The 25976-nt window shown below is 68.1% G+C and carries 28 protein-coding genes and 3 tRNA genes; 15 read left to right on the top strand and 16 right to left on the bottom strand.

All coding sequences use genetic code 11. From position 1 onward, the window contains the following. Nucleotides 1–65 precede the first annotated feature (65 nt). Complete coding sequence (locus tag R2J76_RS01775; RefSeq protein WP_316414054.1) at nt 66–1016, top strand: ribose-phosphate diphosphokinase; 951 nt, start codon at nt 66–68, stop codon at nt 1014–1016. Nucleotides 1017–1020: 4 nt separating this feature from the next. Next, entirely contained in the window at nt 1021–1578 is a 558-nt protein-coding gene (locus R2J76_RS01770) for a hypothetical protein (RefSeq protein ID WP_316414053.1), read from the top strand. 251 nt (nt 1579–1829) lie between these two features. On the opposite strand, the gene R2J76_RS01765 is transcribed toward R2J76_RS01770, so the two are convergent. The 5 genes from R2J76_RS01765 to R2J76_RS01745 are packed head-to-tail and all read right to left on the bottom strand — an operon-like array spanning nt 1830 to nt 6595. Next, nucleotides 1830–3260: a serine/threonine-protein kinase gene (locus R2J76_RS01765; RefSeq protein ID WP_316414052.1), complete on the bottom strand. Its 1431-nt coding sequence runs from the start codon at nt 3258–3260 to the stop codon at nt 1830–1832. Continuing rightward, the gene (locus R2J76_RS01760; RefSeq protein ID WP_316414051.1) at nt 3257–4213 is read right to left on the bottom strand and encodes a GGDEF domain-containing protein; all 957 of its coding nucleotides are present in this window, start codon (nt 4211–4213) and stop codon (nt 3257–3259) included. The genes R2J76_RS01765 and R2J76_RS01760 overlap by 4 nt, the downstream gene beginning before the upstream one ends. A 59-nt stretch (nt 4214–4272) precedes the next feature. After that, nucleotides 4273–5259 carry a GGDEF domain-containing protein gene (locus R2J76_RS01755; protein ID WP_316414050.1) on the bottom strand — a complete coding sequence of 329 codons (987 nt, stop codon included), beginning with the start codon at nt 5257–5259 and terminating at the stop codon, nt 4273–4275. After that, the gene (locus tag R2J76_RS01750; protein WP_316414049.1) at nt 5259–6047 is read right to left on the bottom strand and encodes a hypothetical protein; all 789 of its coding nucleotides are present in this window, start codon (nt 6045–6047) and stop codon (nt 5259–5261) included. The genes R2J76_RS01755 and R2J76_RS01750 overlap by 1 nt, the downstream gene beginning before the upstream one ends. Before the next feature lie 2 nt (nt 6048–6049). After that, the gene (locus tag R2J76_RS01745; protein ID WP_316414048.1) at nt 6050–6595 is read right to left on the bottom strand and encodes a hypothetical protein; all 546 of its coding nucleotides are present in this window, start codon (nt 6593–6595) and stop codon (nt 6050–6052) included. A 112-nt stretch (nt 6596–6707) separates the two neighbouring features. Between R2J76_RS01745 and R2J76_RS01740 the strand changes: the two genes are divergently transcribed. Both R2J76_RS01740 and R2J76_RS01735 read left to right on the top strand, forming a co-directional pair. Beyond that, a tRNA-Gln gene (locus R2J76_RS01740) sits at nt 6708–6782 on the top strand. Between the two features lie 1276 nt (nt 6783–8058). Beyond that, nucleotides 8059–8556 (top strand): hypothetical protein, encoded by a 498-nt coding sequence (locus tag R2J76_RS01735; RefSeq protein ID WP_316414047.1) that lies wholly within the window; start codon nt 8059–8061, stop codon nt 8554–8556. Nucleotides 8557–8788: 232 nt separating this feature from the next. Here R2J76_RS01735 and R2J76_RS01730 read toward each other — a convergent pair whose 3' ends face one another. Both R2J76_RS01730 and R2J76_RS01725 read right to left on the bottom strand, forming a co-directional pair. Beyond that, nucleotides 8789–9106: an MGMT family protein gene (locus R2J76_RS01730; protein ID WP_316414046.1), complete on the bottom strand. Its 318-nt coding sequence runs from the start codon at nt 9104–9106 to the stop codon at nt 8789–8791. Further along, entirely contained in the window at nt 9103–9468 is a 366-nt protein-coding gene (locus tag R2J76_RS01725) for a DUF2203 family protein (protein WP_316414045.1), read from the bottom strand. Before R2J76_RS01725 ends, R2J76_RS01730 begins: the two co-directional genes overlap by 4 nt. A 32-nt stretch (nt 9469–9500) precedes the next feature. On the opposite strand from R2J76_RS01725, the gene R2J76_RS01720 reads away from it, so the two are divergent. Together R2J76_RS01720 and lpxB are read left to right on the top strand one after the other, a co-directional pair. Then, a complete protein-coding gene (locus R2J76_RS01720; RefSeq protein WP_316414044.1) occupies nt 9501–10088 on the top strand; it encodes a hypothetical protein in 588 nt (195 codons plus the stop codon). Continuing rightward, nucleotides 10085–11197 carry a lipid-A-disaccharide synthase gene (lpxB, locus tag R2J76_RS01715; protein WP_316414043.1) on the top strand — a complete coding sequence of 371 codons (1113 nt, stop codon included), beginning with the start codon at nt 10085–10087 and terminating at the stop codon, nt 11195–11197. Before R2J76_RS01720 ends, lpxB begins: the two co-directional genes overlap by 4 nt. A 419-nt stretch (nt 11198–11616) precedes the next feature. On the opposite strand, the gene R2J76_RS01710 is transcribed toward lpxB, so the two are convergent. Both R2J76_RS01710 and R2J76_RS01705 read right to left on the bottom strand, forming a co-directional pair. Beyond that, nucleotides 11617–12198: a hypothetical protein gene (locus tag R2J76_RS01710; RefSeq protein WP_316414042.1), complete on the bottom strand. Its 582-nt coding sequence runs from the start codon at nt 12196–12198 to the stop codon at nt 11617–11619. A gap of 18 nt (nt 12199–12216) precedes the next feature. Continuing rightward, nucleotides 12217–12735 carry a KdsC family phosphatase gene (locus R2J76_RS01705; RefSeq protein ID WP_316414041.1) on the bottom strand — a complete coding sequence of 173 codons (519 nt, stop codon included), beginning with the start codon at nt 12733–12735 and terminating at the stop codon, nt 12217–12219. A gap of 155 nt (nt 12736–12890) precedes the next feature. Here R2J76_RS01705 and R2J76_RS01700 point away from each other — a divergent pair, with 155 nt between their 5' ends. After that, entirely contained in the window at nt 12891–13154 is a 264-nt protein-coding gene (locus R2J76_RS01700) for a rhodanese-like domain-containing protein (protein WP_316414040.1), read from the top strand. A gap of 477 nt (nt 13155–13631) precedes the next feature. Here the strand turns inward: R2J76_RS01700 and R2J76_RS01695 are convergent, their stop codons facing one another. Beyond that, on the bottom strand, nt 13632–15017 hold the full coding sequence (locus R2J76_RS01695; RefSeq protein WP_316414039.1) for an MFS transporter: 1386 nt from the start codon (nt 15015–15017) through the stop codon (nt 13632–13634). 125 nt (nt 15018–15142) lie between these two features. Here R2J76_RS01695 and R2J76_RS01690 point away from each other — a divergent pair, with 125 nt between their 5' ends. Then, nucleotides 15143–15922 (top strand): SDR family oxidoreductase, encoded by a 780-nt coding sequence (locus R2J76_RS01690; RefSeq protein WP_316414038.1) that lies wholly within the window; start codon nt 15143–15145, stop codon nt 15920–15922. A gap of 30 nt (nt 15923–15952) precedes the next feature. Here the strand turns inward: R2J76_RS01690 and der are convergent, their stop codons facing one another. From der to R2J76_RS01675, 3 genes are all read right to left on the bottom strand, one after another. Continuing rightward, complete coding sequence (der, locus tag R2J76_RS01685; RefSeq protein ID WP_316414037.1) at nt 15953–17623, bottom strand: ribosome biogenesis GTPase Der; 1671 nt, start codon at nt 17621–17623, stop codon at nt 15953–15955. Between the two features lie 53 nt (nt 17624–17676). Continuing rightward, a tRNA-Asp gene (locus R2J76_RS01680) sits at nt 17677–17753 on the bottom strand. Nucleotides 17754–17774: 21 nt separating this feature from the next. Continuing rightward, a tRNA-Val gene (locus R2J76_RS01675) sits at nt 17775–17850 on the bottom strand. A 242-nt stretch (nt 17851–18092) separates the two neighbouring features. Between R2J76_RS01675 and R2J76_RS01670 the strand changes: the two genes are divergently transcribed. Genes R2J76_RS01670 through atpC form a run of 7 tightly spaced genes read left to right on the top strand, consistent with a single transcriptional unit; the run spans nt 18093 to nt 24193 of the window. Further along, complete coding sequence (locus R2J76_RS01670) at nt 18093–18536, top strand: ATP synthase F0 subunit B (RefSeq protein ID WP_316414036.1); 444 nt, start codon at nt 18093–18095, stop codon at nt 18534–18536. Beyond that, the gene (atpF, locus tag R2J76_RS01665) at nt 18536–19297 is read left to right on the top strand and encodes a F0F1 ATP synthase subunit B (protein WP_316414035.1); all 762 of its coding nucleotides are present in this window, start codon (nt 18536–18538) and stop codon (nt 19295–19297) included. Before R2J76_RS01670 ends, atpF begins: the two co-directional genes overlap by 1 nt. Beyond that, entirely contained in the window at nt 19294–19836 is a 543-nt protein-coding gene (gene atpH / locus R2J76_RS01660; RefSeq protein WP_316414034.1) for an ATP synthase F1 subunit delta, read from the top strand. The genes atpF and atpH overlap by 4 nt, the downstream gene beginning before the upstream one ends. A gap of 26 nt (nt 19837–19862) precedes the next feature. Beyond that, nucleotides 19863–21431 (top strand): F0F1 ATP synthase subunit alpha, encoded by a 1569-nt coding sequence (gene atpA / locus R2J76_RS01655; RefSeq protein WP_316414033.1) that lies wholly within the window; start codon nt 19863–19865, stop codon nt 21429–21431. Between the two features lie 3 nt (nt 21432–21434). Further along, the gene (gene atpG, locus R2J76_RS01650; RefSeq protein WP_316414032.1) at nt 21435–22301 is read left to right on the top strand and encodes an ATP synthase F1 subunit gamma; all 867 of its coding nucleotides are present in this window, start codon (nt 21435–21437) and stop codon (nt 22299–22301) included. Nucleotides 22302–22329: 28 nt separating this feature from the next. Beyond that, nucleotides 22330–23769: a F0F1 ATP synthase subunit beta gene (atpD, locus tag R2J76_RS01645; RefSeq protein ID WP_316414031.1), complete on the top strand. Its 1440-nt coding sequence runs from the start codon at nt 22330–22332 to the stop codon at nt 23767–23769. Nucleotides 23770–23776: 7 nt separating this feature from the next. Beyond that, nucleotides 23777–24193, top strand: coding sequence for an ATP synthase F1 subunit epsilon (gene atpC / locus R2J76_RS01640; protein WP_316414030.1), 417 nt, complete (start codon nt 23777–23779; stop codon nt 24191–24193). Nucleotides 24194–24353: 160 nt separating this feature from the next. On the opposite strand, the gene R2J76_RS01635 is transcribed toward atpC, so the two are convergent. The 3 genes from R2J76_RS01635 to R2J76_RS01625 all read right to left on the bottom strand — a co-directional run bounded on the left by R2J76_RS01635 (nt 24354) and on the right by R2J76_RS01625 (nt 25969). Further along, nucleotides 24354–24659 (bottom strand): type II toxin-antitoxin system RelE/ParE family toxin, encoded by a 306-nt coding sequence (locus tag R2J76_RS01635; RefSeq protein WP_316414029.1) that lies wholly within the window; start codon nt 24657–24659, stop codon nt 24354–24356. After that, a complete protein-coding gene (locus tag R2J76_RS01630) occupies nt 24647–24910 on the bottom strand; it encodes a type II toxin-antitoxin system Phd/YefM family antitoxin (RefSeq protein WP_316414028.1) in 264 nt (87 codons plus the stop codon). The genes R2J76_RS01635 and R2J76_RS01630 overlap by 13 nt, the downstream gene beginning before the upstream one ends. A gap of 297 nt (nt 24911–25207) precedes the next feature. Further along, nucleotides 25208–25969 (bottom strand): MBL fold metallo-hydrolase, encoded by a 762-nt coding sequence (locus tag R2J76_RS01625; RefSeq protein WP_316414027.1) that lies wholly within the window; start codon nt 25967–25969, stop codon nt 25208–25210. Between the last annotated feature and the right edge of the window lie 7 nt (nt 25970–25976).

Raw genomic sequence — 25976 nt, 5'->3', positions numbered from 1 at the left:
AATTTTGATTTCCATTCGCCTGTCGAGCGGGGGCCTGGGTTGGTAAACTGGCCCCTGGGGGAATCATGTTCGGTGAGATGAAGGTCTTTTCGGGTTCGAGCCATCCTACCCTTGCCGCCGGCATAGCCGGCCACATCGGGATGCAACTGGGAAAATCCCGCATCACCCGCTTCTCCAACGAGAACATCAAGGTGAAGATCGACGAGAACGTGCGGGAATCCGACGTGTTCGTCATCCAGACCAGCGCCCCCCCGGTGAGCGACAATCTTGTTGAAATGCTCATCATGATCGACGCCCTGAAATTCGCGTCGGCCGCCCGCATCACCGCCGTCCTGCCCTACTACCCGTACGCCCGCAGCGACAAGAAGGATGAAGCACGCATTTCCATCACCGCCCGTCTGGTGGCGGACCTGCTCCAGACCGCCGGGGCGGACCGGGTGCTGGCCATGACCTTGCACGCCCCCCAGATCCTGGGCTTCTTCCGCATCCCCGCCGACCAGCTCCTGGCCACGCCCGTCCTGGTGAACCACTTCCGCAGCTCCGACCTCTCCAATTCCGTGGTGGTGGCCACGGACGCCGGCGCCGGCAAGATCGCCGGCCACTTCGCCAAGCGCCTGGGCCTGCCCATGGCCATCATCGACAAGCGCCGGGTGGACGACAGCGAATCGGCCCGCTCCACCGCCCTCATCGGCGAAGTGGCGGACAAGGACTGCATCATCTTCGACGACGAGATCGCCACGGGCGGCTCCATCCGCGAGGCGGCCCGGATCCTCCGGGGCTTCGGCGTGCGCCGGGTGCGGGTGGGCGCCACCCACGCCGTCTTCTCCGGCACCGCCCTCACCCGCCTCAAGGAGGCCGAGCTGGACGAGCTGGTGGTCACTGACACCATCCCCATCCCCCAGGCCATCTCCTCGGAGATCCCCAACCTCAAGGTCCTCTCCACCGCCTCCATGTTCGGCGACGCGATCCTGCGCATCCACGGCGGCCGCAGCATCAGCGAGATGATGGAGGCCTAGCTCCGTGGAGACCCTCCGGGCCCTCCTGGTGCAGCGCGCCGCGCGGCTCCAGGAGTGGCCGGCGGTGTCGGCCCCGGGGTGGGGGACCCTGAAGTACCCCGCCTTCCGCAACCGGGTGGAGGGCGTGGCCCTGGGCCTCATGGCCGCCCCGCCCCCCCGGGTCTTCAGCCGGGGCGCCGGGCCCTGGGACTGGGCCTGCGAAGTGGCCTGCGCCTCCTGCGGCCTGCTGTGGGACCCCGCCGGGGAGGTGGACCCCGGCATCCTGGGCGGCCCCCGCTTCAACCGGGAGGAGGGCCGGCAGCCCTACCACGACTGCGATCCCACGCCGGAGACCCCCTTCACCGCCGCCCTCGCCCATGCCGGCCTCCTGGCGGGCCTGCGCCGCCTCAACGGCCGCCTGGGCTGGGACCACGACTCCGCCGTCACCCTGCCCCTGGGCGACCTCGGCACGCCCGAGGTGCGCACCGCCCTGTGGAGCGCCCTCTATGCCGGCGCCCACGCCATCCTCATGGCCGGTCCGGTCCGGGGCTGGGATCCCACCCCCTTTGCCGGCCTTTTCTAGGGCGCCAGAAATACAAGTAACGCCATTGAGCCGTAGCTTCGCCACGGTGACCCGAGCACCGAGGCCCTGGCAGCCATTCGGGCTGCCTCCGCGAAGGATTGAAAGCAAACCCTTCCTTTCTCTTTCCTCGGAATCCTCGGCCTCCTCGGCGCCTCAAGAACGGGGTACCAAGCGACTCGTCAACACCCCACCTGATCTGGATCTGTACGAGGGGGTGGGGCGAATTGTTAAGGTTCTTCTGGCGCCCTGCACTAGAGCCCTTCCCAGAGCTTTTGCACCTGCCCCCCGGCCCGCTCCAGGGCCGGCTTCAGGTGGGCCTTCAGGGAGGCCCGGGCCTTCGCCGGGAGCAGGCCCGCGGCCTCCAGGGCCTGGAGGCGGAGCGGCGCGTTGAGGCTGGCCCAGTCCTGCACCAGGGCCGCGGCCCAGGCGGCGTCGGCCAGGCGCGCCCGGGGCACCCAGCGCCAGGGGGAGCCCAGGCCCGGTTCCCGCAGGTGGGGCAGGACCAGCCCCGGCTGCCCGGCCCGCTGGGCAATGAGGCTGGCGGCCTCGGCCCCCTCCCGCTGGGCGAAGGGGTCCCCCAGGAGCGCCAGGAGGGCCGGGATGGCCGCGGGGGTGCCCACGGCGCCCAGGGCGGCGCAGAGGGCGAAGCGCATGGCCTCGGGCGCCTGGTCCAGTTCGGCCAGGAGGAAGGCCTCGTCCCCCGCCACCACGGCATTCTGGAGCCCTTCGGCCGCGGCGCGGCGGCTGCCCACGCCGCCGGTGCGCAGGCCGTCCAGGTAGGGCCCCAGCCGCGATCCGGGCTCCTCCTCCGCGTGGCGCTTGACCCTGCTCACCGTCTCCTGGTCCCGGTCCTCCACCCGGAACCCGGGCAGGGGCTGGTCCCCCCAGCCGGCGCTCTCGGCGCTCTGGAGCCACTCCTCCCATTCCGCGGCCAGGGCTTCCATGGACGGGATGCGCCGGGCGGGATCGGGGGCCAGGGCCTGCATGAGGATGCGCGCCATGCGGGGCGGGAAGCCCGTGCGCACCAGCGCGGGCGGGAGCTGCACCTGGCTGTAGGGGCGGCCCGTGGTGAACTCGTAGAGGATGGATCCCAGGGCGTACACATCGCACCGCCCGTCCACGTTCCTGGGATCCCCGTGCTGCTCGGGGGCCATGTACCCGAGGGTCCCCACCACCATCTGGCTGCGGGTGACGCGGGTGCCCTCCCCGCCCTCCCACAGGCACACGCCGAAGTCCGTCACCTTGAGGTTCCCCACGGCGTCGAAGAGCAGGTTGGAGGGCTTGAGGTCCCGGTGGATGACCCCGGCCTCGTGGGCCGCGCGCAGCGCTCCCGCCACCGGCAGGAGGCGGCGCAGGATCCGCGCCGGCGCCTCGCCGTAGCACCGCTTCACGTCGCCGCCGGGAAGCAGCTCCATGAGGATGAACGGCGTGCTTCCGGCCCGCCCGAAATCGAAGACCTCCACCAGGTTGGGATGGCTGAGGCGCCGGAGCACCTCCCCCTCCCGGAGGAAGCGCAGGACCAGTTCGGGATCGCTGGAGGCCTCGGCCTTGAGGAACTTCACGGCCAGGGCCCGCCCGGGGCGGAAGGGATCCTCCGCCCGGTGCACCACGGCCATGCCGCCCTCCCCCAGGCGTTCCAGGACCCGGGCCCCGCCAGCGCGCTTGGGCAGGGCCAGGTTCATGCGCGCCCGTCGAATTCCACGCGGTTCCGGCCCTGGGACTTGGCGCGGTAGAGGGCCACGTCGGCCCGGGCCAGGAGGGAGCCCGCGTCCGCGTCCTCCGCCCGGAACTGGGCGATGCCGAAGCAGCAGGTGACCCGGAAGGTCTGCCCGGGAAGGTGGCCGGCCATGGCCTCCTCGGCCACGGCCTTGCGCAGTTCCTCGGCCACCGCCAGGGCCTCGCGGCCTTCGGTCTCGGGCAGGACGATGAGGAACTCCTCCCCGCCGATGCGGCCCACGTGGTCCGAGGCCCGGAGCCTTCCCATGACCACCTGCCCGAAGCACTTGAGGACCTGGTCCCCCACGGCGTGGCCGTGCTGGTCGTTCACGTCCTTGAAGTGGTCCAGGTCGCAGAGGATCAGGGTCAGGGTGCGGCCGTGGCGCCGGGCCAGATCCGTCTGCTTTTCCAGGAAGCCCAGCACCGAGGCCCGGTTCGTCAGGCCCGTCAGGGAATCCACCGTGGTCTGCGCCAGCACCGCCTCATGGTAGTGCTTCTCCATTTCATCCAGGTGCTTGAGCTTGAAGGCGTGGGTGCCCACCCGGATCACATCCCCGTGCTGGAGGCTCACGGGACCGTTGCGGGTGAGGATCTTGCGGCCGTTCACGAAGGTGCCGTTGGTGGATCCCAGATCGGAAATGAGGACGATGGGCGCCTGGTCCTCCTGGCCCACCAGCTCGATGCGGGCGTGGTGGCGGCTCACCTCCACCTCGGGGAGCACCAGGTCGTTTTCCGGGGACCGCCCGATGGTGAGGCTCACCGTGCGCAGGGCCAGCACTTCCCCGATGGGCACCCCCACGTAGCGTATGAGCGCCCACTCTCCCCGGGCCGGCGGAAGCGTATCGCCCAGGGGGGAGGCGAAGAGCGTCGGCGGATCGGATTCGGCAAATTCCTCGTAGAGAGGCGGCTGAATGGGCATAGGTTCGGCGGGTACTGGCGGGAGGTCCTATGCCATTTAAGAGGCCGCGGCCCCCCTTGTCAACGAGCAGGTTCGTCGCAGATCACTTTGTTCCGCCCACCCCGCTTGGCGAGGTAGAGGGCGCCGTCGGCCCTTCCCATGAGCACGCCGCCGTCCCGGTCCTCCTCGCGGCGCTCCGCCACCCCCAGGCTGCAGGTCACGTGGAGGGGCCCCGAGGGGAGTTCGAAGGGCACCTGGCCCGTGGCCTCCAGGAGGCGGTTCGCCAGCAGCAGCGCGCCCTCCCTGTCGGTCTCCGGCAGCACCAGCAGGAATTCCTCCCCGCCGATGCGCCCGGCCACGTCGGTGGTGCGCAGGCCGCTCACCACCCGCCCCCCGAAATCCCGCAGCACCTGGTCCCCGGCCAGGTGGCCCAGGGTGTCGTTGATCCGCTTGAAGAAATCAAGATCGCACATGATGATCGAAAGGGGCCGGTGGTGGCGCTTGGAGAGATCGAAGCGCCGCTGCAGCTCCTCCAGGGTGGTGCGCCGGTTGCCCAGGCCCGTGAGGGGGTCCTTGGTGCTCTGGTCCAGGAGCACGGCGTGGAAGGCCCGCTCCATGGCGTCCATGGCCACGAGCTTGAGCACGTGGCTGCCCATGGCGACGCGGTCCCCGGGGACCAGGTCCATGGTCCGGGTCACGGCGCGGCCGTTGAGGAAGGTCCCGTTGGTGCTGGCGTTGTCCTCCAGCTGCACCCGGTCCCCGGCGGGGCCCTGCCACAGGGTGATGGTGGCGTGGGTGCGGCTCACCTCCTCGTCCAGGAGGGCGATGTCCACGCTGGGGCTGCGGCCGATGACGTTCGCCCCGGGCGCCAGGGGGAAGACCCGGCCCAGGTGGGCGCCGGCGTAGACCACCACCACGTACTCGCAGGGCACCTGCCCCGTCTCCCCGGGGAAGCGCTTGCGCAGGGCCGTCTCGAAATCCGGCCAGCCCGAGATGGGCACCGTGGGGTCCGGCGCGTCCACCTCCTCCGTCCAGTCCTTGTCAGGTTCGTTCCCGGGCTTGGACATCAGACATCCTCCACGAAGCAGCACACGATCGATTCGTCATCCTTCTTCCGGGCCAGGACGAAGGGGGCCCTCGGGGCGCCCACGCTTTCGGGACCCAGGGTGACCAGGAGGCGCCCGGTGGCGGCCTGGTGGTTGATCTGCCGGGTACCCCGCCCGGGGATCCGGTAGAGGCCCAGCACCTCCAGATTACGGATGTTCTCCCCGGTCTCCCGCACCAATTTCAAGGTATACCGCATCCAGAGCGCCTTGGGGAGCTTCTGGACGTCCTCCCCCACGAAGGCCACCGGCAGCGCCAGGGCGTGCTCCAGGGCCCGGAAGGACCGCGGGGCCCCCAGGCCGCAGGGCGCCGCCTGGCACCGGGCCCCGCCCAGGGGCTCCAGCCCGGGCCGGCTCCGGGTGCGGAAGCCTTCCGGGGCCGCCCCCCGCACCCCGGGCCTGCGGGGCAGGGGCGGCACCTCCAGGCGCCCGGTGCCCCCGGCCTGGAAGAGCGGCAGCACGCAGACCTGGGCCCCCGCGGCCCACCGGGCCCACCCTTCCTCCCCGCGCACCGCCGCGGTCCACCGGAACCCCACGGCCACCGGCGGAGCCGCCCCCAGCGCCGGAACCCCCGCCGTCCCGGCCCGGAGCCGGAAATCCGGTCCCTGGGCCCGGGTGCCCACGAGCTCCACGCCCCGCGCGGACGCCCCCGGAACCCCCAGGTCCACCTCCCGGGCCGGGGGGGCCTGGAAGACCCGCCGGATGGTTTCGGCCATGTCGGACATCGCGTCCCGGAACCGGCCGCCCACCATGCCTACACCGGCTTGACCAGGGTCTGGAGGGCCTCGGCGACCCGCTCCAGGGGCTCCACGGGATCCATCTGGTAGGCCGCCTCCACCAGCTTGCCCAGGGCCAGTTCCTGGGCCGGCAGATCCACGGACTGGGCGAAGATCACCCGCAGGGGCGCCGCCCCCTCCGCCACCTGGAGCAGCACCTCCCGGGGCGAGGCCCGGAAGCTCTCGCCGACCCTCGCCAGGGGCGGATCCTGGGTCTTCTGCACCGCCAGGGCCGGGCACTTCGCCTCCCCGTTCCACCCCCCCGCCAGTTCCGCCGGGGGCAGGATGAAGAGATCCGGCGCCGACTTGAGCTCCTTGAGGAGGGTCTTCTGGATCACCTCCTCCTTGAGGTGGGGCTCCAGCGCCTTGCCGTAGAGCACCGCCTGCAGCTTCGTGGGGGTGATGGGCTCCGTGTACCGGAAATCCAGCGGGATCCCCGAGGCGTCCGTGAGCAGCAGCCCCCCCAGGTAGCTGGCGCCCTCCTTCATCGCCACGAAATAGGCCAGTTTCAGGGTGTCTGCCATGGGTCCGTCCGCCTGTGGAGTTGGCTAAGAGGATACCGCGGGTTGGCCCCGGACCATTTCACCCAAAGGTCTTGTTTTCGTCCGGGAATTGGATATCCTAAGTACTGCCGTATGGGGAGTGGTCTAACGGTAGGACAACAGATTCTGATTCTGTCAGGTGAGGGTTCAAATCCTTCCTCCCCAACCAAATGAAGGCCCTGGAGTTACCCTCCGGGGCCTTCGACTTTGTACCTTCGCCGAAAGGTCATGGTCAGCCTCCGTTGCGCCACGAAAACCAGGCAGGAAACCAAACGCTGGGGCGCAGAGGACTCGCTGGGGCGCTGGGGGGGTCAGCCTCCGGCATGAAAGTCGCGGCGGATCCCGCCGTCCTGGTGGTGCCAGTCAACGAAGCAGCGTGGCATGGGGCCCTCCGGGTGGACCCACCATCAGCCTCCCCAAGGTTCACCTTCTTTTCCCAGCGCCCCAGCGAGTCCTCTGCGCCCCAGCGTTTAATCTTTTCAATGGTCTTGCCGTATCCCCTCGGCCAGGCCGGTCACCGCTCCAACCGGATCACGTTGCACGTGTTAGCTACGTGGACCGCATTAACCACGTACAAGCCAATTTGCCCACGAGAGGGCCGCTGGCAGCTTTGGATGGGCCTCAGGTCCAGCTATCACATCTTTCAGCAAGGGAATGACCTGAGCCTGGATCAATTCCAAGGGCATCCCAACAGGACCGGGTCCCCGCAACTTCTGCCAGACGATCCAGGGTTGCCCCGCCGTGTTGGCCACCACGTGCAGACCCTAGAGCAGCGAGCAGCGCAAGGAGAGGGATTACCCAGCCCCCCCGTCAGGCGCCCGCCGAATCTCAACATGGAGGTGGTAGACCTTCGAGGGACCGGCCCCAGCATTGACCTGACGTTCTTTATCCTGCCTTTTCCCCTGGATCCCTTTTATCCCCGTTCGAACTTCGCTGGGAGTTGTCGCCACCTTTGGGTCTTGGACGTCGAGTAACTTGCGCTCCGACCCGCCTCTGCGTCAGCCCTGCGGAAACCGGGATGAACGCCGATGGATGGGATGAACTGGGATCCGCTCAACCTGGGAAACCCCTTCACCACGGTTTCAAGGCACCTGGGGTTTGCAGACACACGCTGGAGCCAGGCAACCCTGGAGACTTGCGTCGACCTGGGCCGACAAAGCAGGGGGCCTTGGGGTACCCTGAATGAAACCCTGTGGCCCCATGACCAGAACTCCAAAGACAAACACCGCGTTGGCTACACCGAGGCGCCCGGCTGTCTTGGCAGGCCTGTTTGCCGGTTCCTTGGTGATCCTGGCACTGCTCGTCCTTCCCTTCGTCATTCCCTCCCAGAAGGATCCCACCCGTTTCTGGTTGTTCGTCCACCTCTGGGCCTTCCCGGTTCTCCTGTCTTCCATGCTCAGCCTTCGAAATCTGATGGGGATTTTCGGCATGAATGGAGGGACAACGTGACAGCGAATCCAGAAGCGCAGATCCCAAGCCCTGCCCCAGTGTTCACCTTTTCCCTCACGCCTTTCTCTGCCGGGCTTCGCGGGTGGGTATTGGTCTTTTTCGCCGCCGGGGTCGCAACCGCCGGCCTCGCGTGGTTCAGAAAGGGCGATCCGGCCATGCTGTTCAATATGCTGCTTCAGGTCGGCCTGCTGGCATTGGTGTGGCGCCGGATCCTCCGTCCCTTGCCCAGCAGCGTGACGAGGGATGGCAGCGCGTTGGTTTTCCGGGACGTCCCATCGTTTTGGATGAACATCCAGGGCATAACCGTTCCCCTGATCGTCAGGAGGGAAGTTCGGATCCCGATCATTGGCATGGTCCCCGAATGGATCAACAGCAGCCTGACCTGGAACGACATGGAGAAGGGAAGGACGGTCTTCCTGGCGAGAGGGGAGGAGGCTCATTCCCTGGTCCGTTGGATGACGGCCAATGGGGTGGCTCCTCCCGTTGGAGGCTAGGCCTGACCCATGAAACAGGATTGCGAAAGCCCAGAAGATCGTTTCATCCGGTCATTCCATTGATGATGGGATTTGCCGACCCCCTCATGGCCGCCCTTGCGCCCATGGGAACCAGTCGTTGGCCCGCCCTTCCGGGTTCGCGGCAGGAGGATTGGGAATCATTGCCTTCCCATCCGCCCGCGGATCCCCTGTGGGCGGGCCTTCCCATCCGTCCACCCCCGGGCGGAACCGGTCAGGAGGCCGTGCCGTCCCAGCCGAAAACCTTCAGGTCCAGGTTGCCCAGGTCGTCCACCTCCACGCCCTCGGCCCTGAGCCGCTCGATCTGCAGCATGGCCCCCCACCACCGTCCCCGGCTGGGCACGTAACCCTTGGAATTCACGATGCGGTGCCAGGGCAGGTCCGTGCCCTCGGGCAGGCCCTTGAGGACCATCCCCACCTGACGGGGACGGCGCGGGAAGCCCACCATCCACGCGATCTGCCGGTACGTGGCCACCCGGCCCCGGGGCACGGTGGCCACGGCGGCGCACACGGCTTCCCGGAAGCCGTTCACCCGCGCCGGGCCTCCGGCTTGAGGGCCACGGGCACCCGGGAGGAGAAGCCCCCTTCGTAGCTGTGCCAGTGGTCCAGGTCCTCCTCGGGGAAGGCCCAGCACCAGTACCCGTCCCCGGAATCGAAATCCACCAGCCAGGGGCCCTTCACATCCGGGCCCAGGTCTCGCACGGCCTCGGCCCAGCTCTCCATGAGGGCCTCCAGGCGGGTCTGCAGGGATTCAACCCGGCTGTCGTCCTGACGGTCCTCCGCCGCCTGCAGCTCCTCGGCGAGGCTGGAGGCCAGCTCGAACACCGGGCGCGTGATGGTCTGCACGTGGGGCAGCGCCGCACGGGCTTCCTCGAGAGTGAAAACTCGGGCCATGGATGCCTCCGGTGTTCCATGATAATCACCTGATGCGATTTGTGCCCCTCGTCCCTTCCGAAAACGACCCCCGCGCCCACAAGCCCTTCCACGCCATCGAACTGGCCTGGACGGGCCGCGCTCACCCCGCCTGGACCGGTCTTCCCGTCCACGCCATCCACCTGCCCCCGGCCCCCTGGGACGAGGGCCTGGGGGAGACCGCCATGGCGGCCCTGCGGGCCCGGCTGGAGCCCGATTTCCTGGTGCTGCACGCCGAGGACCCGGAGGCCCGCATGGAGGTGTCGCGCTTCCTGGGCGTCCTGGAGGGGCTCCTGGAGATCACCCACGGCCAGGGGGTCAAGCTGGCCCTGCGCCCCGCCCCGGGCGCCGCCCCGGCCCTGGTCAAGCGCCTGCGCGAAGCCCGGGGGGAGGCGGTGGGATTCTGCTGGGACCGCACCGTGGGCCCGGACCTGGAGTGCATCTCGGACCGCCTCTTCTGCGCCGTGGGCGGCCCCGGCGACGACTTTTCCGGCCTGGAGGCCCTGGGCTACCGGTGGAACGTGGCCGTGCCCCGGGGCGAAGGGATGGAGGAGCTGGCCCGGGCCTGGCCCGAAGTCCTCTTCCGGGGAGGTGGCCAGTGAAGCCCCTCCTGGTCATCGCCGGCGAAGCCTCGGGGGACCTCCACGGCGCCGAGATCCTGAAGGAGCTCCGCGCCCGGCGCCCCGCCCTGCGCATCATCGGCGTGGGCGGCGGCCTCATGACCCCCCTCCTGGACCGCAAGCTGGCCGACGTGAAGGACCTGGGCGTGGTGGGCTTCGTGGAGGTGCTCCGGCACCTCCCCCAGCTGCGGCGCCTCTTCAAGCTCATCCTGGACGTGGCCCGGGAGGAGGGGGTGGGCACGGTGCTCTTCATCGACTACCCCGGCCTCAACCTGCGCCTGGCCAAGGCCTTCCGCAAGGCCATGCCGGAACTGCGCCTGCACTGGTACGTGTGCCCCCAGGTGTGGGCCTGGAAGGCGGGCCGCATCCCCGAGCTGGGCCGGACCCTGGATGCGCTGTACTGCCTTTTCGACTTCGAGCCCGCCCTCTTCCAGGGCCTCAAGGTGGAGGCCCTGTGGGTGGGCAACCCCCTGGTGGAGGCCGTGACGCCCGAAGTGGACCGGGAGACCTTCTTCCGCCGCGCCGGCCTGGATCCGACCCGGCGCCTGGTGGCCCTGCTTCCGGGCAGCCGCCGCAGCGAGCTGGACCGCCTCCTGCCCCCCCTGGTGGCCACCGTGGCCGGCTGGGACGGCCCCGAGGTCCAGTGGGTGCTCCCGGTTGCCCCCACCCTGGACCCCGCCTCCCTCCACCTGGAAGGCACCCCCATCCGCCTGGTGGAGGACCTGGGGTACGCCGCCCGGGCCTACGCCGACGCCGCCCTGGTGTGCTCGGGCACCGCCACCCTGGAGACCGCCCTCCTGGGCACGCCCTTCGCCATCATCTACAAACTGAGCCCCCTCACCTACCTGGCCGCCCGGTACTTCGTTCGGATCCCCCACTTCGGCCTGGCCAACGTCGTGGCCGGAACCGAGGTGGCGCCCGAGCTCCTCCAGGGCGAGGTGAACCCCGCGCGCCTGGGCCGGACCCTCAAGGACCTCCTGGATCCCGAAAGGGCCGCCGCCATGCGCAAGGACCTCGCCGGCATCCGGGCCCGCCTGGGCCAGCCGGGCGCCGCGGGCCGGGTGGCAGACCACCTCGCCGCGTACCTGTAGGAGCCCGGGCGGGCCGAAAGCCCCGGACGGCACCGCCCCTTCGCCGACCTAGCCCAACTTTCCGACCAACCCCACCTCATAAAACCGTAAGTCCAATCGCACGGATTTTCGGTCGGGGCAACTCGCCAGGAATCACGATCCGAATTCGATCCGGTTTCTATCCCCTTCATCCAGTCCATCTGATTCATCCCTGTTCCCGCAGGGCCAGCGCCGGGGTGGGGCGGCGCGTAGTTGCTCTGCATGCCCCGACCCATCCCGGCTATGGCCCTGCTGGAACAGGGATGAATCGGATGATCAGGATGAAGGGGATGAAGCGCCGAACCCAGGTCATTCCTGGCTAAGGGGGAAGGCTGTCGTATTCATTGAAAGACTATGTGCTGGCTTCGGTAGTGATAGCTGGAGTGGGTCGGGGAATCGGGCTAGAACCGGTACGTCGCCGCCGCCATGATGGCCACGGCGGTGGTGTCGGGGTCCATCTTGCCCATGAGGGCCTTCAGTTCGAAATCCAGGGAACGGGTCATGCGGTACCCGAAGCCGAAGGTGCCCGCCGCGTGGCCCACCTTCTGGTCCACCTTGCCCAGCACCGGGTCGGTCTTGGACCAGCCCCACTGGTAGATGCCCACCCCGGCCACCAGGTAGGGGCCGCCGCCGGGGCGGAGCATCCGCACGGCCTCGACGTCCAGGTGGCCCACGGACACCTTGCCCGCGGAGCCGGGGAGCTTGGTGAGGTTGCCCCAGAACCAGAAATCCATGCCCAGGCCCACCCGGTAGCGCCAGCCCGGGTAGTAGTCGGCCAGGTCGTTCTCCATGAGGAGGCTGACGCCCACCCCCGGCGCGTTGCCTCCGCCCACGGCGTCCGCGAGGCCCGATTCCGGGAAGCTGCCCCGCACCTGGAACCCCAGGGTGGAAGGCTCGGCCTCCTGGGCCCAGAGGGCGGAGGCCAGGAGGAATCCCCCGGCGGTGGCCAGTGTCCTGCGCTTGAAATGCATGGCAGATCCCATTGAAGTCTCCAGTCTAGTTCAGTACGAGGCCACCACCTCGTCCCAGTGCCCCTGGGCCCGCAGGATGGCCTCGGCCACCGCGCGGAAAACGCCGGCGCCGCCGTCCACGGGCACCACGAAGTGGCAGGCCGCGCGCACCTCGGCCACCGCGTCCCGGGGGCAGCAGGCCAGACCCACCCGGTTGAGCAGGGGCAGGTCGGCCAGGTCGTCCCCCACGTGGGCCACCTCCTCCGGGGCCAGGCCGTACTTGGCGCACAGCTGGTCCAGCACCGGCTTCTTGGCCAGGTGCCCCACGAAGCAGTCCTCCACCTTCAGGTCCCAGGCCCGGTGCACCGTGGCCGGCGAATCCAGCCCCGAGATGAAGGCCACGGGGATGCGGAAGCGCTGGAGCCACTTGATGCCCGCCCCGTCCCGCACGTGGAAGACCTTGGTGTGGCGCGGGTCCGTGCCGTACACCAGGGCCCCCGTGGTGAGCACCCCGTCCACGTCCGTGCACACGAGGCGGATGGCCCGGGCCCTTTCTTCGATGGATGTCATGGAATCGCCTCCGGGAACGGAACAAGGATATCTTCAAAGCATCTTATGAAAGGATCCCATGTACCTGGGCAAGGCGATGCTGTTCCTGGTCCTGGTCTATGGAGTCCTCTTCATCGTCAAGCAGATCCTGCTCTTCTTCCGTGGAGGCCAACGCCGTGGGTGATTTCGACCAGCTCAAAGCCGCAGGCGCCCAGCTCGTGGACGTGAGGACCCCGGCCGAGTTCGGCCAGGGCAGCGTCCCCGGCAGCGTCAACATCCCCCTGGACCAGCTCCAGCTCCGGGTGGCCGAGATCGACCCCCGGATCCCGGTGATCGTCTTCTGCGCCAGCGGAGGCCGCTCAGCCATGGCCAAGCAGTTCCTCGAACGCGAAGGCTGCAGCGAAGTCCACAACGCCGGCCCCTGGACAAACCTGCTGTAGGGGCGAGGTGACGGGATCGTGCGGGTCCCTGAATTGCGACCCGGGTCGTTGCTGCGGGCCATGGCCCGCAGCAACGGAATGATTGCGGCTCGGGTTTTGGGGCTGTGTTTCACCCATTGGCCCCGACCCAGTTTGGGGGGGAGCTTCGCGTGGGGCGGGGAGGAGGTTGGGGAGCGCCGACGCTGGTTTGAGGTGGCTTCAAGGGGGTGTGGGGGAGGCACGCCAATCAGCGTCGGCGGCGACCGGGGCCGGGATGGGGAACGCGAAGCGAATCCCTCAAGCCATTGAAGCCGCGCTCCTGGGGAGGGGCCTTCGGGAGGGCCCTCGCCTTCACGATTCCCGTCCGCTCAACGAAGGGAATGGGCGCGGCACAGGCCCCGCGTTCCTTCCGGTCCATCCGTCATCGCCGGCTTGTCCGGCGATGACGAAACGGGGCGAAGGTCCGGGACCCGTGCGAATACGGAGCGGGGGTGGTGGCTACTGCTCCCGGCAGGGGAGTTCGAGGCCGAAGCCTTTGATGCGGTCCTCCCGCTTCAGGAGGAGGCCGAAGACCACGGCCAGGAGGCCGAGGCAGGTGAAGATGACCATGGGCAGGGTGTAGTTGTAGGCGGGGCTGCTCACGCCGTCCACCACCCGGGTGCCGGTGATGCAGAAGCGGTCCAGCACGTAGCCGATGAGGTAGGGGATGCCCCAGAGGGCCACCAGGTTCTGGGTCCAGAAGATCAGGCCGTAGGCGGTGCCCAGCTGGCGGTGGGGGATGAACTTGGGCACGGAGGGCCACATGGCGGAAGGCACCAGGGAGAAGCCGAAGCCCAGGACGATGGTGGCGGCCAGGGCCACGGTCCAGTGGCTCAGGAAGGGCACGGTGAAGATGAAATGGACCACCACCAGGAGGAGGGAGCCGATGATCATCAGGGATGCGCCCTTGCCTTTGCGGTCGTAGTAGTTGCCGAAGACCACCGTGAGGGGGATGGTGGCGAAGGGCAGGATCCCCGGAATGGCGCCGGCCCAGCTGTCCTTGACATGGAATTTCTGAACCATGAGATCCGGCGCGTACTTGAGGAAGGGGAACACGGCCGAGTAGAACAGCGCGCACAGGATCGTGATGTACCAGAACCCCTTGATGCTCAGGATTTCCCGGATATCCGAGATGCGGAAGGCCTCCTCGTCCTCACTGCTCTGGCCGCTCTCCTCCTCCGTCTTGTCCAGCTTGCGGTCCATGGCGCAGTAGAAGACGTAGGCCACCAGCCCGATGGTCAAAAGGATCACGCCCAGCAGGACGGGAGCTCCCACGGCCTTGAAGTAGGCGCCGATGGGTGCGCCGAGCTCCAGGGCCAGCGCGGTGCCGATGCGGGCCGTGCCCACCTGGAGGCCCATGGCCAGGGCGATCTCGTAGCCCCTGAACCAGCGCGCGATGACCTTGGTGGCGGTGACGCCGATGATCTCGATGCCCACCCCGAAGGCCGCGAAGCCCAGGGAGGCCACCATGACCTGGGCCTTGACGTTGAGGAGGGGGACCACCGCGTGGTCCAGGGAATGGGTGCTCACGGCCCACCACTTCACCGCGCAGCCCGCCACCATCAGGGCGCTGGAGAGGATGCCCGTGAACCGCGCCCCCATCTTGTCCAGGATGATCCCGCCGAAGATGAGCATGCCCAGGAACACGTTGAACCAGGCGTAGGCCCCGGTGAAGAAGCCGTACTCCGCGCTGGTCCATTTCAGCTGCTGCTCGATGAGCGGCTTCAGGGGCGACATGACGTCGGCCACGTAGTAGCCGCAGAGCATCGTGAAGCTCACGATGAGCAGCGATGTCCAGCGGGCCGCCACGGAGTGGCGAAGGGATCGTTTGATGGCTTCCGTCATGGGGGGTCCCGGAAAAAGTGGTTTGAGATCAAGGCTACCGGAGGGGCCCCCCCTTGTCTCCCACGGAAGTCATGGCTTCCGGCCGGACCCCGTTCGTGGCAGCCTGGGGCCCAGGGAGGTGCCCAATGGACCTGGGGATCAAGGGCCGCGTGGCCATGGTGGCGGCCGCCAGCAAGGGCCTGGGGAAGGCCGCCGCGGCGGCCCTGGTGAAGGAGGGCTGCCGGGTCTCCATCTGCGGCCGGGACCGGGCCGCGCTGGAGGCCGCCAAGGCCGACCTGGGCGGGTCCGTGCTCGCCGTCCCCTGCGACGTGACGAACCCGGCGGACCTGGAGGACTGGTTCAAGGCCACCCTCGCCGCCTTCGGCCAGGTGGACATCCTGGTCACCAACACCGGGGGCCCCCCCGCCGCCACCTTCCTGGAGCTCACCGAGGCCCAGTGGGAGAGCGGCGTGCAGAGCACCCTCCTGAACACCGTGCGCATGAGCCGGCTCGTCCTGCCCGGCATGCGGGAGCGCCGGTGGGGCCGCATCGTCCACATCACGTCCCTGGTGGCCAAGCTGCCCGCGCCCCTCCTCACCATCAGCAGCACCCTGCGGGCGGGCCTGTCGGCCCTCACCAAGACCATGGCCACGGAATTCGGCCCCGACAATGTCCTGGTCAACGCCCTGCTTCCCGGCCACGTCCTCACGGACCGCCAGCTCCACCTGGCCGAGGTGCGCTCCCGGAAGGACGGCACCACCGTGGAGGAGTACTTCGAGAAATCCAACGCCGCCATACCCCTACGCCGCCTCGGCCGCCCCGAGGAGATCGGGGAGGTCATCGCCTTCCTGTGCAGTGAACGTGCCAGCTACCTCACGGGAAGTTCCATCCAGGTGGACGGGGGGATCATCCCGGCCACCTTCTGAGGGTGGGCCGGTAGCCTCGGGATCGCGGTCCTACTTCTTCTTGCTGACCTGCCGCTTGGCTGATTGGCCCGGCCGGGTGGCCGAAAGGCCCTTCACGCCCCGGGAGGCGCGGCCCTTGGCGGGGGCGGCCTTGGGGGTCCGGGTCGGACGTGCGGTAGCCGGCTTGGCAGCCTTGGCCCGGGCGGGACGGGGGGGCCTCGCCTGGGCGGCCTCCCCCTCGGGGCGGCGGAAGGTCCGGGCGGTGGGGCCCTGGGAGGCGTGGGCCTTGGCTTCGGCGCTCCGGCTGGGCTTCAGGCCCTCGCCGGGGTCCAGGATCTTCCGGACCTTGGCGGTGCCCTCGTCCTGGCCTTCGCCCACCCCGCGCTTGCGGAAGGCCAGGCGGATGGGGGTCCCCACGAAACCGAACTGCTCCCGCAGGCGGTTCTCCAGGTACCGCTGGTAGCTGAAATGCATTTCCCGGTCGGTGTTGGTCTTGATGACGAAACTGGGGGGACGGACGCCCACCTGGGTCATGAAGTAGAGCTTGGGCTTCAGGCCCTCCACGGCGGCCGGGGGGAAGTTCGACACGGCCTCCCGGAGGAAGGTGTTCAGCTTGCCGGTGGGGATGCGGCGGGCATGGGCGTCGGCCACCTCGTGGATGAGGGTGAAGACCTTGGAGACCCGCTGCCCCGTGAGGGCCGACACGAACATCATGGGCGAGTGCTGCAGGAAGCCCAGATCCTGGCGGATCCGGTCCTCCATGGCCAGGGAGGTGAAGGTGTCCTTCTCCACCAGGTCCCACTTGTTCACGAGGATGATCACCGCGGCGCCGGCGTCCTGGGCGTAGCCGGCGATGACCGCGTCCTGGTGGGTCACCCCCTCCACCGCGTCCACCAGGAGGAGGGAGACGTCGGCCCGGGCCATGGCCTGCTTGGCCTTGAGGATGGAGAGCTTCTCGGCGCCTTCGTTGGTCTTGCCCTTGCGGCGGATGCCGGCGGTGTCGATGAGGCGGTAGATGCGCTCCTCCACCTGGAACACCGTATCCACCGTATCCCGGGTGGTGCCGGCCACGTCGCTCACCAGGCTCCGTTCGTAGCCCAGGAACTTGTTGACCAGGGAGGACTTGCCCACGTTGGGACGGCCGATCACCGCGAAGCGCAGCTCGTCGCCGGGATCGTGGATCTCCGCCTCCTCGGGGGAGCGGTGGAAGGGCAGATGGGCCTGGATGCTGGCCAGCAGTTCCGGCACCCCGTCCCCGTGGGCGGAGGAAAGGATGTGCACTTCATCGAAACCCAGTTCGTAGAAGGCGCTGTCCGGGGACCCGCCCCGCACGCCGTCGATCTTGTTGATGACCAGGATGGAGGGCTTGCCCTGGACCCGGATGCGGCCGGCGATCTCGGCGTCGTCGGGGTTCCAGCCGTCGTGGGCGTCCACCATGAGGACCAGCACGTGGGCCTCCTGCATGGCGGCCTCGGCGATGCGGGTGATGCCCATGGTGATGACGTCGGCCCCGTCGAAGTCCAGGCCGCCGGTGTCCACCAGTTCGAAGACCTCCGTGGGGTCCCCGGCCTCATCCAGGCAGGTGACCCGCCCGTAGCTCCGGTCCCGGGTCATGCCCGGCAGATCGTGCACCAGGGCCGCCCGGCTCCGGGTCAGGCGATTGAAAAGGGTAGACTTGCCCACGTTGGGACGACCACACAGGGCGACGATGGGGAGTTTCATGAGGGTGGCTCCCTAAAAAAACGCGCCCTCATTGCGAGGGCGCATCCTTTTACTGGCGGGGCTGACGGGGCTCGAACCCGCGACCTACGGCGTGACAGGCCGTCACTCTAACCGACTGAGCTACAACCCCTGGTTTTCAAAGCACCATTTCTGGTGGGCGATGACGGACTCGAACCGCCGACATGCTGCGTGTAAAGCAGCTGCTCTACCGACTGAGCTAATCGCCCGTATCGCCGAACATTGATCCTCTCACGGGACCCACGGGGCGTCAAGCTGAAATCCCTCGCTTGAGCTATGGATGGGAAGTTGAGAGAATGTCCTGCTCCCTTATCAAGGACCTTCCTTCCTGCGCCCCAGGCGGTCCAAGCTGAGGGGAAACGCAGGCCGATGGGAGGAATCCGTGCTACCTGATGGTGTGATGTCGATTGGCGGGGCCGGGATTCTGCTGGCGGGCGAACCGAAAAGCTTCATGGACGCCCTGCCGGATCCCATGAAGGTGGACCCGGCGACCCTCCTCTTCGTCATGGTCCTGGTGACGTCCCTTTTCGTCTTCCTCAAGTACGTCTTCTTCAAGCCCATCATCCAGGTCATGGATGACCGGGAGACGGCCATCCAGTCGGGCGCCAGCCGCCGGGCCGAGGCCACCGCCCTGGTGGAACAGCGCCAGGCGGATTACGCCGCCCGCCTCAAGGAGCTCCGGGCCCAGGCCTTCGAGCACCGCAAGAGCCTCTCCGCCGCCGCGTCCCGGGAAAAGGAGGCCCTGCTGGAGAAGGCCCGGGCCGAATCCGCCCAGAACCGCGAGCGCGCCCTGGCCGAGCTGAGGGCCACCCAGGAATCGGCCAAGGCCGATCTCATGGCCCAGGTGGAAGCCCTCTCCGAATCCATGGTTTCCCATCTTCTCCGGCGGGCCTGATGAACATCCTTCGCCCCTTCATCTTCCTGGCCCTCCTCTCCGGCCTCGCCCTGGGCGCCCCCGCCCTGCGGGCCCAGGAGCCCGCGGGCCACGCCCAGGCCAAACCCGAAGCCCAGCCCGAAGGGCATGAAGCCCGGCCCGAAGGGCATGAAGCCCAACCCGGAGGGCATGAGGCGAAGCCCGAAGGCCACGAGGGCGCCGCCCCCGAAGGCGGCCACGAAGCCGCCGGCGAAAAGCACGGCGGCGGCCATCAGGCCCTCCACCTCTTCGGCATGGAGCTGCAGGCCCCCGGCAAGTTCGCGGTGCAGGCCTTCAATTTCGCCCTGTTCGCGGGCCTCCTCTTCTTCCTCCTGAAGGGCGCCCTTTCCAGCGCCTTCAAGGCCCGCGCCAAGGAGCTGGAGGACAAGCTCAGCCAGGCCGAGCGCGAACGCGCCGAGGCCGATGCCCAGATCGCCGAGTTGGAGGGCCGCATGGCGGGCCTCCAGGCGGAACTGGCCGGCATCATGGCCAAGGCCGAGACCGAGGCCGAAGCCGAGAAGGAGCGCATCATCCAGTCCGCCCAGGCGGAGGCCGCCCAGATTCGGGCCCAGACCGGGGCCGAGATCGACTACCAGAAGCGCGCCGCCGAAGCCGAGCTGCGCACCCTGGTGGCCACCCTCGCCGTGGAGGGCGCCACCCGGCGCCTGCAGAACCAGGTGACGGGCGATGTGGCCGCCCGGGTCATCGACCAGTCCATCCAGCAGGTGGGAGGTGCCCAGTGAGCAACCGTCTCGTCGCTCGCCGCTACGCCAAGGCCCTCGCCGACCTGGCCCAGAAGGAAGGCAAGCTCGCCGACTACCGTGAGGAGCTGGCGGAGATCTCCGCCCTGGTGAAGGGCAACCCCGATCTGTCCCGCCTGGCCTTCTATCCCCTCCTGGCCCCCTCCCGCAAGGCCGCCGCCTTCGACGCCATCCTGGAGCAGGGCAAGATGAGCGCCACGGTGCGCCGCTTCTTCCAGGTGGTGGCCAAGGCCGCCCGCCTTTCCCTTGTGCACGAGATCGCCGACGCCTACGCGGACCTGGTGGACGAGGCCACCGGCGTGGTGGAGGCCCGGGTGCGCAGCTCCCAGCCCCTCTCCGGCGCCCAGACCACGGCCCTCACGGCCACCCTGGCCCAGCGCACCGGCAAGACCATCCGGTTCCACTGGCAACCCGACCCCGCCATCCTCGGCGGCGTGAAGGTGCAGGTGGGTTCCACCGTCTACGACGCCTCCCTCCAGGGCCAGCTGCGGCTCCTGAAGGCCAAGCTTCTTTCTGCCTAACCCGTCCCGGAATTTCGGAGGAACGCATGGACATTCGCGCGGAAGAGATCTCCCGCATCATCCGCAGCCAGATCGAAGGCTTCGACGCCCAGGTGGACGTTTCCGAGATCGGGACGGTCATCAGCGTGGGTGACGGCATCGCCCGCGCCCACGGCCTCGAGAAGGTCATGGCCGGCGAGCTGCTGGAGCTTCCCCACGACGTGAAGGGCCTGGCCTTCAACCTGGAGGAGGACAACGTCGGCATCATCCTGCTGGGCGAGACCGCCGCCATCAAGGAAGGCGACACCGTCAAGCGCACCGGGAAGATCATGAGCGTCCCCGTGGGCCCGGCCTTCGTGGGCCGCGTCATCGACGCCCTGGGCAACCCCATCGACGGCAAGGGCCCCATCGCCGCCGCCGGCCGCAACCCCATCGAGCGCATCGCCCCGGGCATCGTGGACCGCGAGAGCGTCACCCAGCCCATGCAGACCGGCCTCAAGGCCATCGACGCCCTCATCCCCATCGGCCGCGGCCAGCGCGAGCTGATCATCGGGGACCGCCAGACCGGCAAGACCGCCGTGGCCCTGGACGCCATCATCAACCAGAAGGACACGGGCGTCATCTGCATCTACGTGGCCATCGGCCTCAAGCGCTCCACGGTCGCCCAGGTGGTGAAGACCCTCGAGGACTTCGACGCCATGAAGCACACCATCGTCGTGGCCGCCACCGCCTCCGAACCCGCGCCCCTGCTCTACCTGGCCCCCATGACGGGCGCCGCCATGGGCGAGTACTTCATGTGGCACGGCGTGGACGGCAAGGAGGCCTCCGCCTCGAACCCCGGCCAGCACGTCCTCGCCATCTACGACGACCTCTCCAAGCAGGCCGTGGCCTACCGCGAGATCTCCCTGCTGGTGCGGCGTCCTCCCGGCCGCGAAGCCTACCCCGGCGACGTGTTCTACCTCCACTCCCGCCTCCTGGAACGCGCCTCCAAGCTCAGCAAGGCCCGCGGCGGCGGATCCCTGACGGCCCTGCCCATCATCGAGACCCAGGCCGGCGACGTGTCCGCCTACATCCCCACCAACGTCATCTCCATCACCGACGGCCAGATCTTCCTGGAATCCGACCTGTTCAACTCGGGCGTGCGTCCCGCGCTGAACGTGGGCATCTCCGTGAGCCGCGTGGGCGGCGCCGCCCAGGTGAAGGCCATGAAGCAGGTGGCCGGTTCCATCAAGCTCGAGCTGGCCCAGTACCGCGAGCTCGCAGCCTTCTCCCAGTTCGGGTCCGACCTGGACAAGGGCACCCTGGCCCAGCTCAACCGCGGCCAGCGCCTGGTGGAGATCCTCAAGCAGCCCCAGTACGTGCCCATGCCCGTGGAGAAGCAGGTGGTCACCATCTGGGCCGCCACCGCCGGATTCCTGGACGACCTGCCGGTCAACCAGTGCCGCACCTTCGAAACCGGGCTCCACGGCTACCTCGACATCAACGCTCCCGAGCTCCTCCGGACCATCCGGGACACCAAGGTCCTCTCCGACGAGACCAAGGCCGCCCTCAAGGTCCAGGTGACCAGCTTCAAGGAGACCTTCCAGGCTTCGCTCAACCAGCCCGCGGGAGCTTAACCCATGGCCGGCCTCCAGGACATTCGCCGCCGCATCCGGTCGGTGAAGAACACCCAGCAGGTCACCAAGGCCATGAAGATGATTTCCGCCGTCAAGCTGCGGAAATCCCAGGAAGGCCTCATGGCCCTGCGCCCCTACGCCTCCAAGATGCTCGAGGTGGTGCGCAACGTGGTGACCCGCTCGGAAGAGCTGGGCGCCTCCGTGGGCAGCCCCATCGCCCAGGCCTTCCTGGCCCCCCGCGAGGAGGCCAACATCCGCCTGGTGGTCATCGCCAGCGACAAGGGCCTCTGCGGCGGCTTCAACGCCAACGTGCTCAAGCAGGCCTCGGCCTTCGCCGCCTCCACCCCCTCGAAGATCGTCCACCTGGACCTGGTGGGCAAACGCGCCTCGGACTGGGCCCGCAAGCAGGGCCTCAAGGGCTCCGACCACCACGGCGTGGCCCTGGCCGGGCTCCCCGCCCTGGCCCAGGAGATCGCGGAGGAGGCCGCCCGGCAGTACGAGGCCGGGGAGATCGACGCCCTCTACGTCATCCACAACTACTTCGCCTCCGCCCTGGCGCAGGTGCCCACCACCCTGCGGGTCTTCCCCATGGAGATCGGGCCCCATTCCGAGGGGGTCGTTCCGGCCCTGCTGGAGCCCACCCCCGCCGCGGTGCTGGACGCGCTGCTGCCCCGCTTCATCGAGACCACCTTCCTGCACGCCCTGCTGGAGAGTTCCGCCAGCGAGCACGGCGCGCGCATGGCCGCCATGGACAAGGCCAGCACCAACGCCGAGGACATGATCGCCCGCCTCACCCTCAACATGAACAAGCTGAGGCAGGCTTCCATCACCAACCAGATCATCGAGATCGTGTCCGGCGCCAACGCCTGATCCCTCCCCCCTAGCCCTGAGGTCCGACATGAGTCAATTGAAGCAAGGCCGCGTCATCGCCATCATCGGCCCCGCCGTGGACGTGGAATTCGAGGAGAACCACCTCCCCGAGATCCTCAACGCCATCCTCACCGACGTCACCGATGCCAGCGGCAACACCAGCACCGTGACCCTGGAGGTCCAGCAGCACCTGGGCGAGAACCGGGTCCGCTGCGTGGCCATGGAGCCCACCGAGGGCATGGTCCGCGGCCAGAAGGTGGTGGACACCGGCGCGGCGATCCAGGTGCCCGTGGGTCCCGAGACCCTGGGCCGCATCATCAACGTCGTGGGCAAGCCCGTGGACGAGCGCGGCCCCCTGGGCAACAAGGGCACCCTGCCCATGCACCGCGAGGCCCCCAAGCTCGACGAACTGAACACCACCGCCGAGATGTTCGAGACCGGCATCAAGGTCATCGATCTCCTGGAGCCCTACGCCAAGGGCGGCAAGACCGGCCTGTTCGGCGGCGCCGGCGTGGGCAAGACCGTGCTGATCATGGAGCTCATCAACAATCTGGCCAAGGGCCACGGCGGCCTGTCGGTCTTCGCCGGCGTCGGCGAGCGCACCCGCGAAGGCAACGACCTGTGGGTGGAGATGATGGACTCCGGCGTCATCAACAAGGAGAACATCGCCGAAAGCAAGGTGGCCCTCATCTACGGCCAGATGACGGAACCCCCCGGCGCCCGCGCCCGGGTGGCCCTCACCGGCCTCACCGTCGCCGAGCACTTCCGCGACGCCGAGGGCAAGGACGTGCTGCTCTTCATCGACAACATCTTCCGCTTCACCCAGGCCGGCGCCGAGGTTTCCGCCCTCCTGGGCCGCATGCCCTCCGCCGTGGGCTACCAGCCCACCCTCGCCACCGAGATGGGCGAACTGCAGGAGCGCATCACCTCCACCAAGAAGGGCTCCATCACCTCGGTGCAGGCCGTGTACGTGCCCGCCGACGACTACACCGATCCCGCGCCCGCCACCACCTTCGCGCACCTGGACGCCACCACCAACCTCTCCCGCGAACTGAGCGCCCTGGGCATCTACCCCGCCGTGGATCCCCTGGCCTCCACCAGCCGCCTCATGGATCCCCGCGTGCTGGGCGAGCGGCACTACGGCACCGCCATGCGCGTGAAGGCCATCCTGCAGAAGTACAAGGAGCTCCAGGACATCATCGCCATCCTGGGCATGGACGAGCTCTCCGACGACGACAAGCTCGCCGTGGCCCGCGCCCGCAAGCTCCAGCGCTTCCTCAGCCAGCCCTTCCACGTGGCCGAGACCTTCTCCGGCATGCCCGGCAAGTACGTGAAGCTGGAGGAGACCATCCGCGGCTTCGAGGAGATCTGCGACGGCAAGTGGGACCACCTGCCCGAGCAGGCCTTCTACATGGTGGGCACCATCGAAGAGGCCGCGGCGAAGGCGGAAAAACTGGCCCAGGCCTGAGGCTGCCATGACCGATTCCATCCTCCTCGAAGTGCTGACCCCCGAGCGCCGGGTGTTCTCCGCCCACGTGTCGGAGCTGCAGTTCCCCACCGCCGAAGCCGGCTACTACGGCGTCCTGCCCGGACACACCCCCCTGGTCACGGCCATCGGCGACGGCCTCGTCTACTACACCGAGAACGACCAGAAGCACTGGCTCACGGTCTTCGGCGGCTTCGCGGAAGTGGGCCCCGAGCACGTCACCGTCCTGGCCCGCGTGAGCGAGACCGTCGAGATGATCGACGCCGACCGCGCCGAGGCCGCCCGGGTCCGCGCCCTCAAGCTCATCAAGGACGCCGAAACCGAAGAGGACCTGGACCGCGCCCAGGCCAAGCTCAACGCCAGCCTGGTCCGCCTCCAGGCCGCGGGAAGACCCATCGGCCACTGAAAGGCCGCGAACAGCACCATGGGCCGGGAATCCTCCCGGCCCATTTTCGGTTATGGGAACCTCCGGCCTGTTCCATCGGCACCTGCCGAATGCACGGGTCGCCGTGGGGAGAACGAACGACTGCGGGGTCCGGGGTCGAACGTTGGGTCAGCCAATCGCTCTAATGGCCTAACCTGGACAAAAGGAATTGCTGTTCAGACCTTATTAATCCGAGGACGTGGAGCGCTTTTTCATTCATGGAATAGAAAATTCTGCATGGCGGCAGAATAAGTTCCCTAGCTGGGTGGTCCGGTGCTTCTGGAATTCTACGACCCGACTTCGGGAATCTGGCCTTGTTGTCGAGGGATTTCATAATCTGCTCGGCAAGATCTGACGCGGCGCCCGGATTGTCCTGGGCAATGAATCCCAGGATTTCACGCATTTCCCTTAATGCACGATCCGTGAAGAGGATTTTCAGCGTTGCCACGTAGCAAGCTCCGCCTTCACGTCTTCCCAGGAGTGCACCTTGCCTTCGGCGACCTCTCTCTCGCCCGCGCTCAGGGCATCAAGGATCTTGGCTCGCCGCGCCAAGGCTTCGTAGCTGGCGACGTCCATTAGGACACCCGCGGCTTTGCCATGTTCCGTGATCACCATGAGTTCTCTGCCTTGACGTAACTCGTTGAGAATCTTGCCGGGTTGTCTCTTCATATCACTTACGGGGACCAGTCGAGGAAGCATTTGGTACCGCCTTTCGTGCTAAACATGGCACTCAACCCCGGCAATGGCAAGGAGGAACCAAGGCTGAAACCTTATCGAACCCGGCTGCCTCCTCGGCCCCGTCTACCCCGAGCTACGGCTAACCGCCGGATCCAGCCCGCAGCGCAGCGAGGACTGGACCCGGCGGTACCGATGGGTCGGCGCCTGAGGACGGAACCGCTGTGGGTCGCACCCGCCCACGGGAACCCGGTCCATGCGGCCTGCGGCCACCGGCGGGTACGAAGGGAACGGGCCGGAAGCTCCGGACTCCGGCCCCCGCTACCACTCGAAGCGCGCGTCCTGTTCCAGCAGCGTCAACCGCGGGTCCCCCAGCGCCGACAGTTCCGGAAGCATCACCTCGCGGTCCCCCGGGGTCAGGTGGTAGATGCCCACGGGGACGTCGACCTTCAGTTTCCTCAGTTCCTCCCCCAGCTTTTCCGGCGTCAGGTGCTTGGCGGCGTCCGCGAGCCAGGCCTGGGCGTTGGGGAAGCTGGCCTCGGTGATGAAGAGGCGCAGGTTCGCGGTGGCGTTGGCCTCCTCGTAGACCCGGTCCGTGGCGGCGGTGTCCGAGCTGAAGATGAAGGCGGAGTGGTCGTCCTCCACCCGGTAGCCCACGCAGGGCACCAGGTGGTTCACGGGGATGGGCGTGACGCGCAGGCCCTCCACCTCGTAGGTGCGGCCGGGCTCGATCTCGGAAAACCGGATGATGGGGTTGTCGGGGCTGGGGATCACCGAGAAGTCCGGCCACAGCTCGTCGTTGAAGAGGTGGCGGCGCAGGGCGTCCAGGGTCTCGGGCAGGGCGTGGATCTCCACGGGAACCTGGGTGTGCCCGAAGATGTTCTTGGTGAAGAAGGGCAGGGTGCAGATGTGGTCCAGGTGCGAGTGGCTGATGAAGATCTGACGGACCTTCACCTGCTCGGCCAGGGTGAGGGCCTGGGTGAGGCTCCCGGCGTCGATGGCCACGGTGCCGTTCACCAGGAGGCCGGTCAGGCGACTGCCTTCGGCTTCGCCTCCCGAACAACCTAGAACGCGCAGTTCCATGGGGTCC

The sequence above is a fragment of the Mesoterricola silvestris genome (genome assembly GCF_030295405.1).
GTDB lineage: Bacteria > Acidobacteriota > Holophagae > Holophagales > Holophagaceae > Mesoterricola > Mesoterricola silvestris.
This window is presented reverse-complemented; position numbering and strand designations above follow the sequence as displayed.

Excerpts from the sequence above, each read along its gene's own strand:
- R2J76_RS01775 (WP_316414054.1), top strand. The coding sequence starts at position 66 with ATGTTCGGTGAGATGAAGGTCTTTTCGGGTTCGAGCCATCCTACCCTT.
- R2J76_RS01765 (WP_316414052.1), bottom strand. The coding sequence starts at position 3,260 with ATGAACCTGGCCCTGCCCAAGCGCGCTGGCGGGGCCCGGGTCCTGGAA.
- R2J76_RS01760 (WP_316414051.1), bottom strand. The coding sequence starts at position 4,213 with ATGCCCATTCAGCCGCCTCTCTACGAGGAATTTGCCGAATCCGATCCG.
- R2J76_RS01755 (WP_316414050.1), bottom strand. The coding sequence starts at position 5,259 with ATGTCCAAGCCCGGGAACGAACCTGACAAGGACTGGACGGAGGAGGTG.
- R2J76_RS01750 (WP_316414049.1), bottom strand. The coding sequence starts at position 6,047 with ATGGTGGGCGGCCGGTTCCGGGACGCGATGTCCGACATGGCCGAAACC.
- R2J76_RS01745 (WP_316414048.1), bottom strand. The coding sequence starts at position 6,595 with ATGGCAGACACCCTGAAACTGGCCTATTTCGTGGCGATGAAGGAGGGC.
- R2J76_RS01725 (WP_316414045.1), bottom strand. The coding sequence starts at position 9,468 with ATGGCCCGAGTTTTCACTCTCGAGGAAGCCCGTGCGGCGCTGCCCCAC.
- R2J76_RS01720 (WP_316414044.1), top strand. The coding sequence starts at position 9,501 with ATGCGATTTGTGCCCCTCGTCCCTTCCGAAAACGACCCCCGCGCCCAC.
- R2J76_RS01710 (WP_316414042.1), bottom strand. The coding sequence starts at position 12,198 with ATGGGATCTGCCATGCATTTCAAGCGCAGGACACTGGCCACCGCCGGG.
- R2J76_RS01705 (WP_316414041.1), bottom strand. The coding sequence starts at position 12,735 with ATGACATCCATCGAAGAAAGGGCCCGGGCCATCCGCCTCGTGTGCACG.
- R2J76_RS01695 (WP_316414039.1), bottom strand. The coding sequence starts at position 15,017 with ATGACGGAAGCCATCAAACGATCCCTTCGCCACTCCGTGGCGGCCCGC.
- R2J76_RS01690 (WP_316414038.1), top strand. The coding sequence starts at position 15,143 with ATGGACCTGGGGATCAAGGGCCGCGTGGCCATGGTGGCGGCCGCCAGC.
- der (WP_316414037.1), bottom strand. The coding sequence starts at position 17,623 with ATGAAACTCCCCATCGTCGCCCTGTGTGGTCGTCCCAACGTGGGCAAG.
- R2J76_RS01670 (WP_316414036.1), top strand. The coding sequence starts at position 18,093 with ATGGACGCCCTGCCGGATCCCATGAAGGTGGACCCGGCGACCCTCCTC.
- atpF (WP_316414035.1), top strand. The coding sequence starts at position 18,536 with ATGAACATCCTTCGCCCCTTCATCTTCCTGGCCCTCCTCTCCGGCCTC.
- atpA (WP_316414033.1), top strand. The coding sequence starts at position 19,863 with ATGGACATTCGCGCGGAAGAGATCTCCCGCATCATCCGCAGCCAGATC.
- atpG (WP_316414032.1), top strand. The coding sequence starts at position 21,435 with ATGGCCGGCCTCCAGGACATTCGCCGCCGCATCCGGTCGGTGAAGAAC.
- atpD (WP_316414031.1), top strand. The coding sequence starts at position 22,330 with ATGAGTCAATTGAAGCAAGGCCGCGTCATCGCCATCATCGGCCCCGCC.
- atpC (WP_316414030.1), top strand. The coding sequence starts at position 23,777 with ATGACCGATTCCATCCTCCTCGAAGTGCTGACCCCCGAGCGCCGGGTG.
- R2J76_RS01630 (WP_316414028.1), bottom strand. The coding sequence starts at position 24,910 with ATGCTTCCTCGACTGGTCCCCGTAAGTGATATGAAGAGACAACCCGGC.
- R2J76_RS01625 (WP_316414027.1), bottom strand. The coding sequence starts at position 25,969 with ATGGAACTGCGCGTTCTAGGTTGTTCGGGAGGCGAAGCCGAAGGCAGT.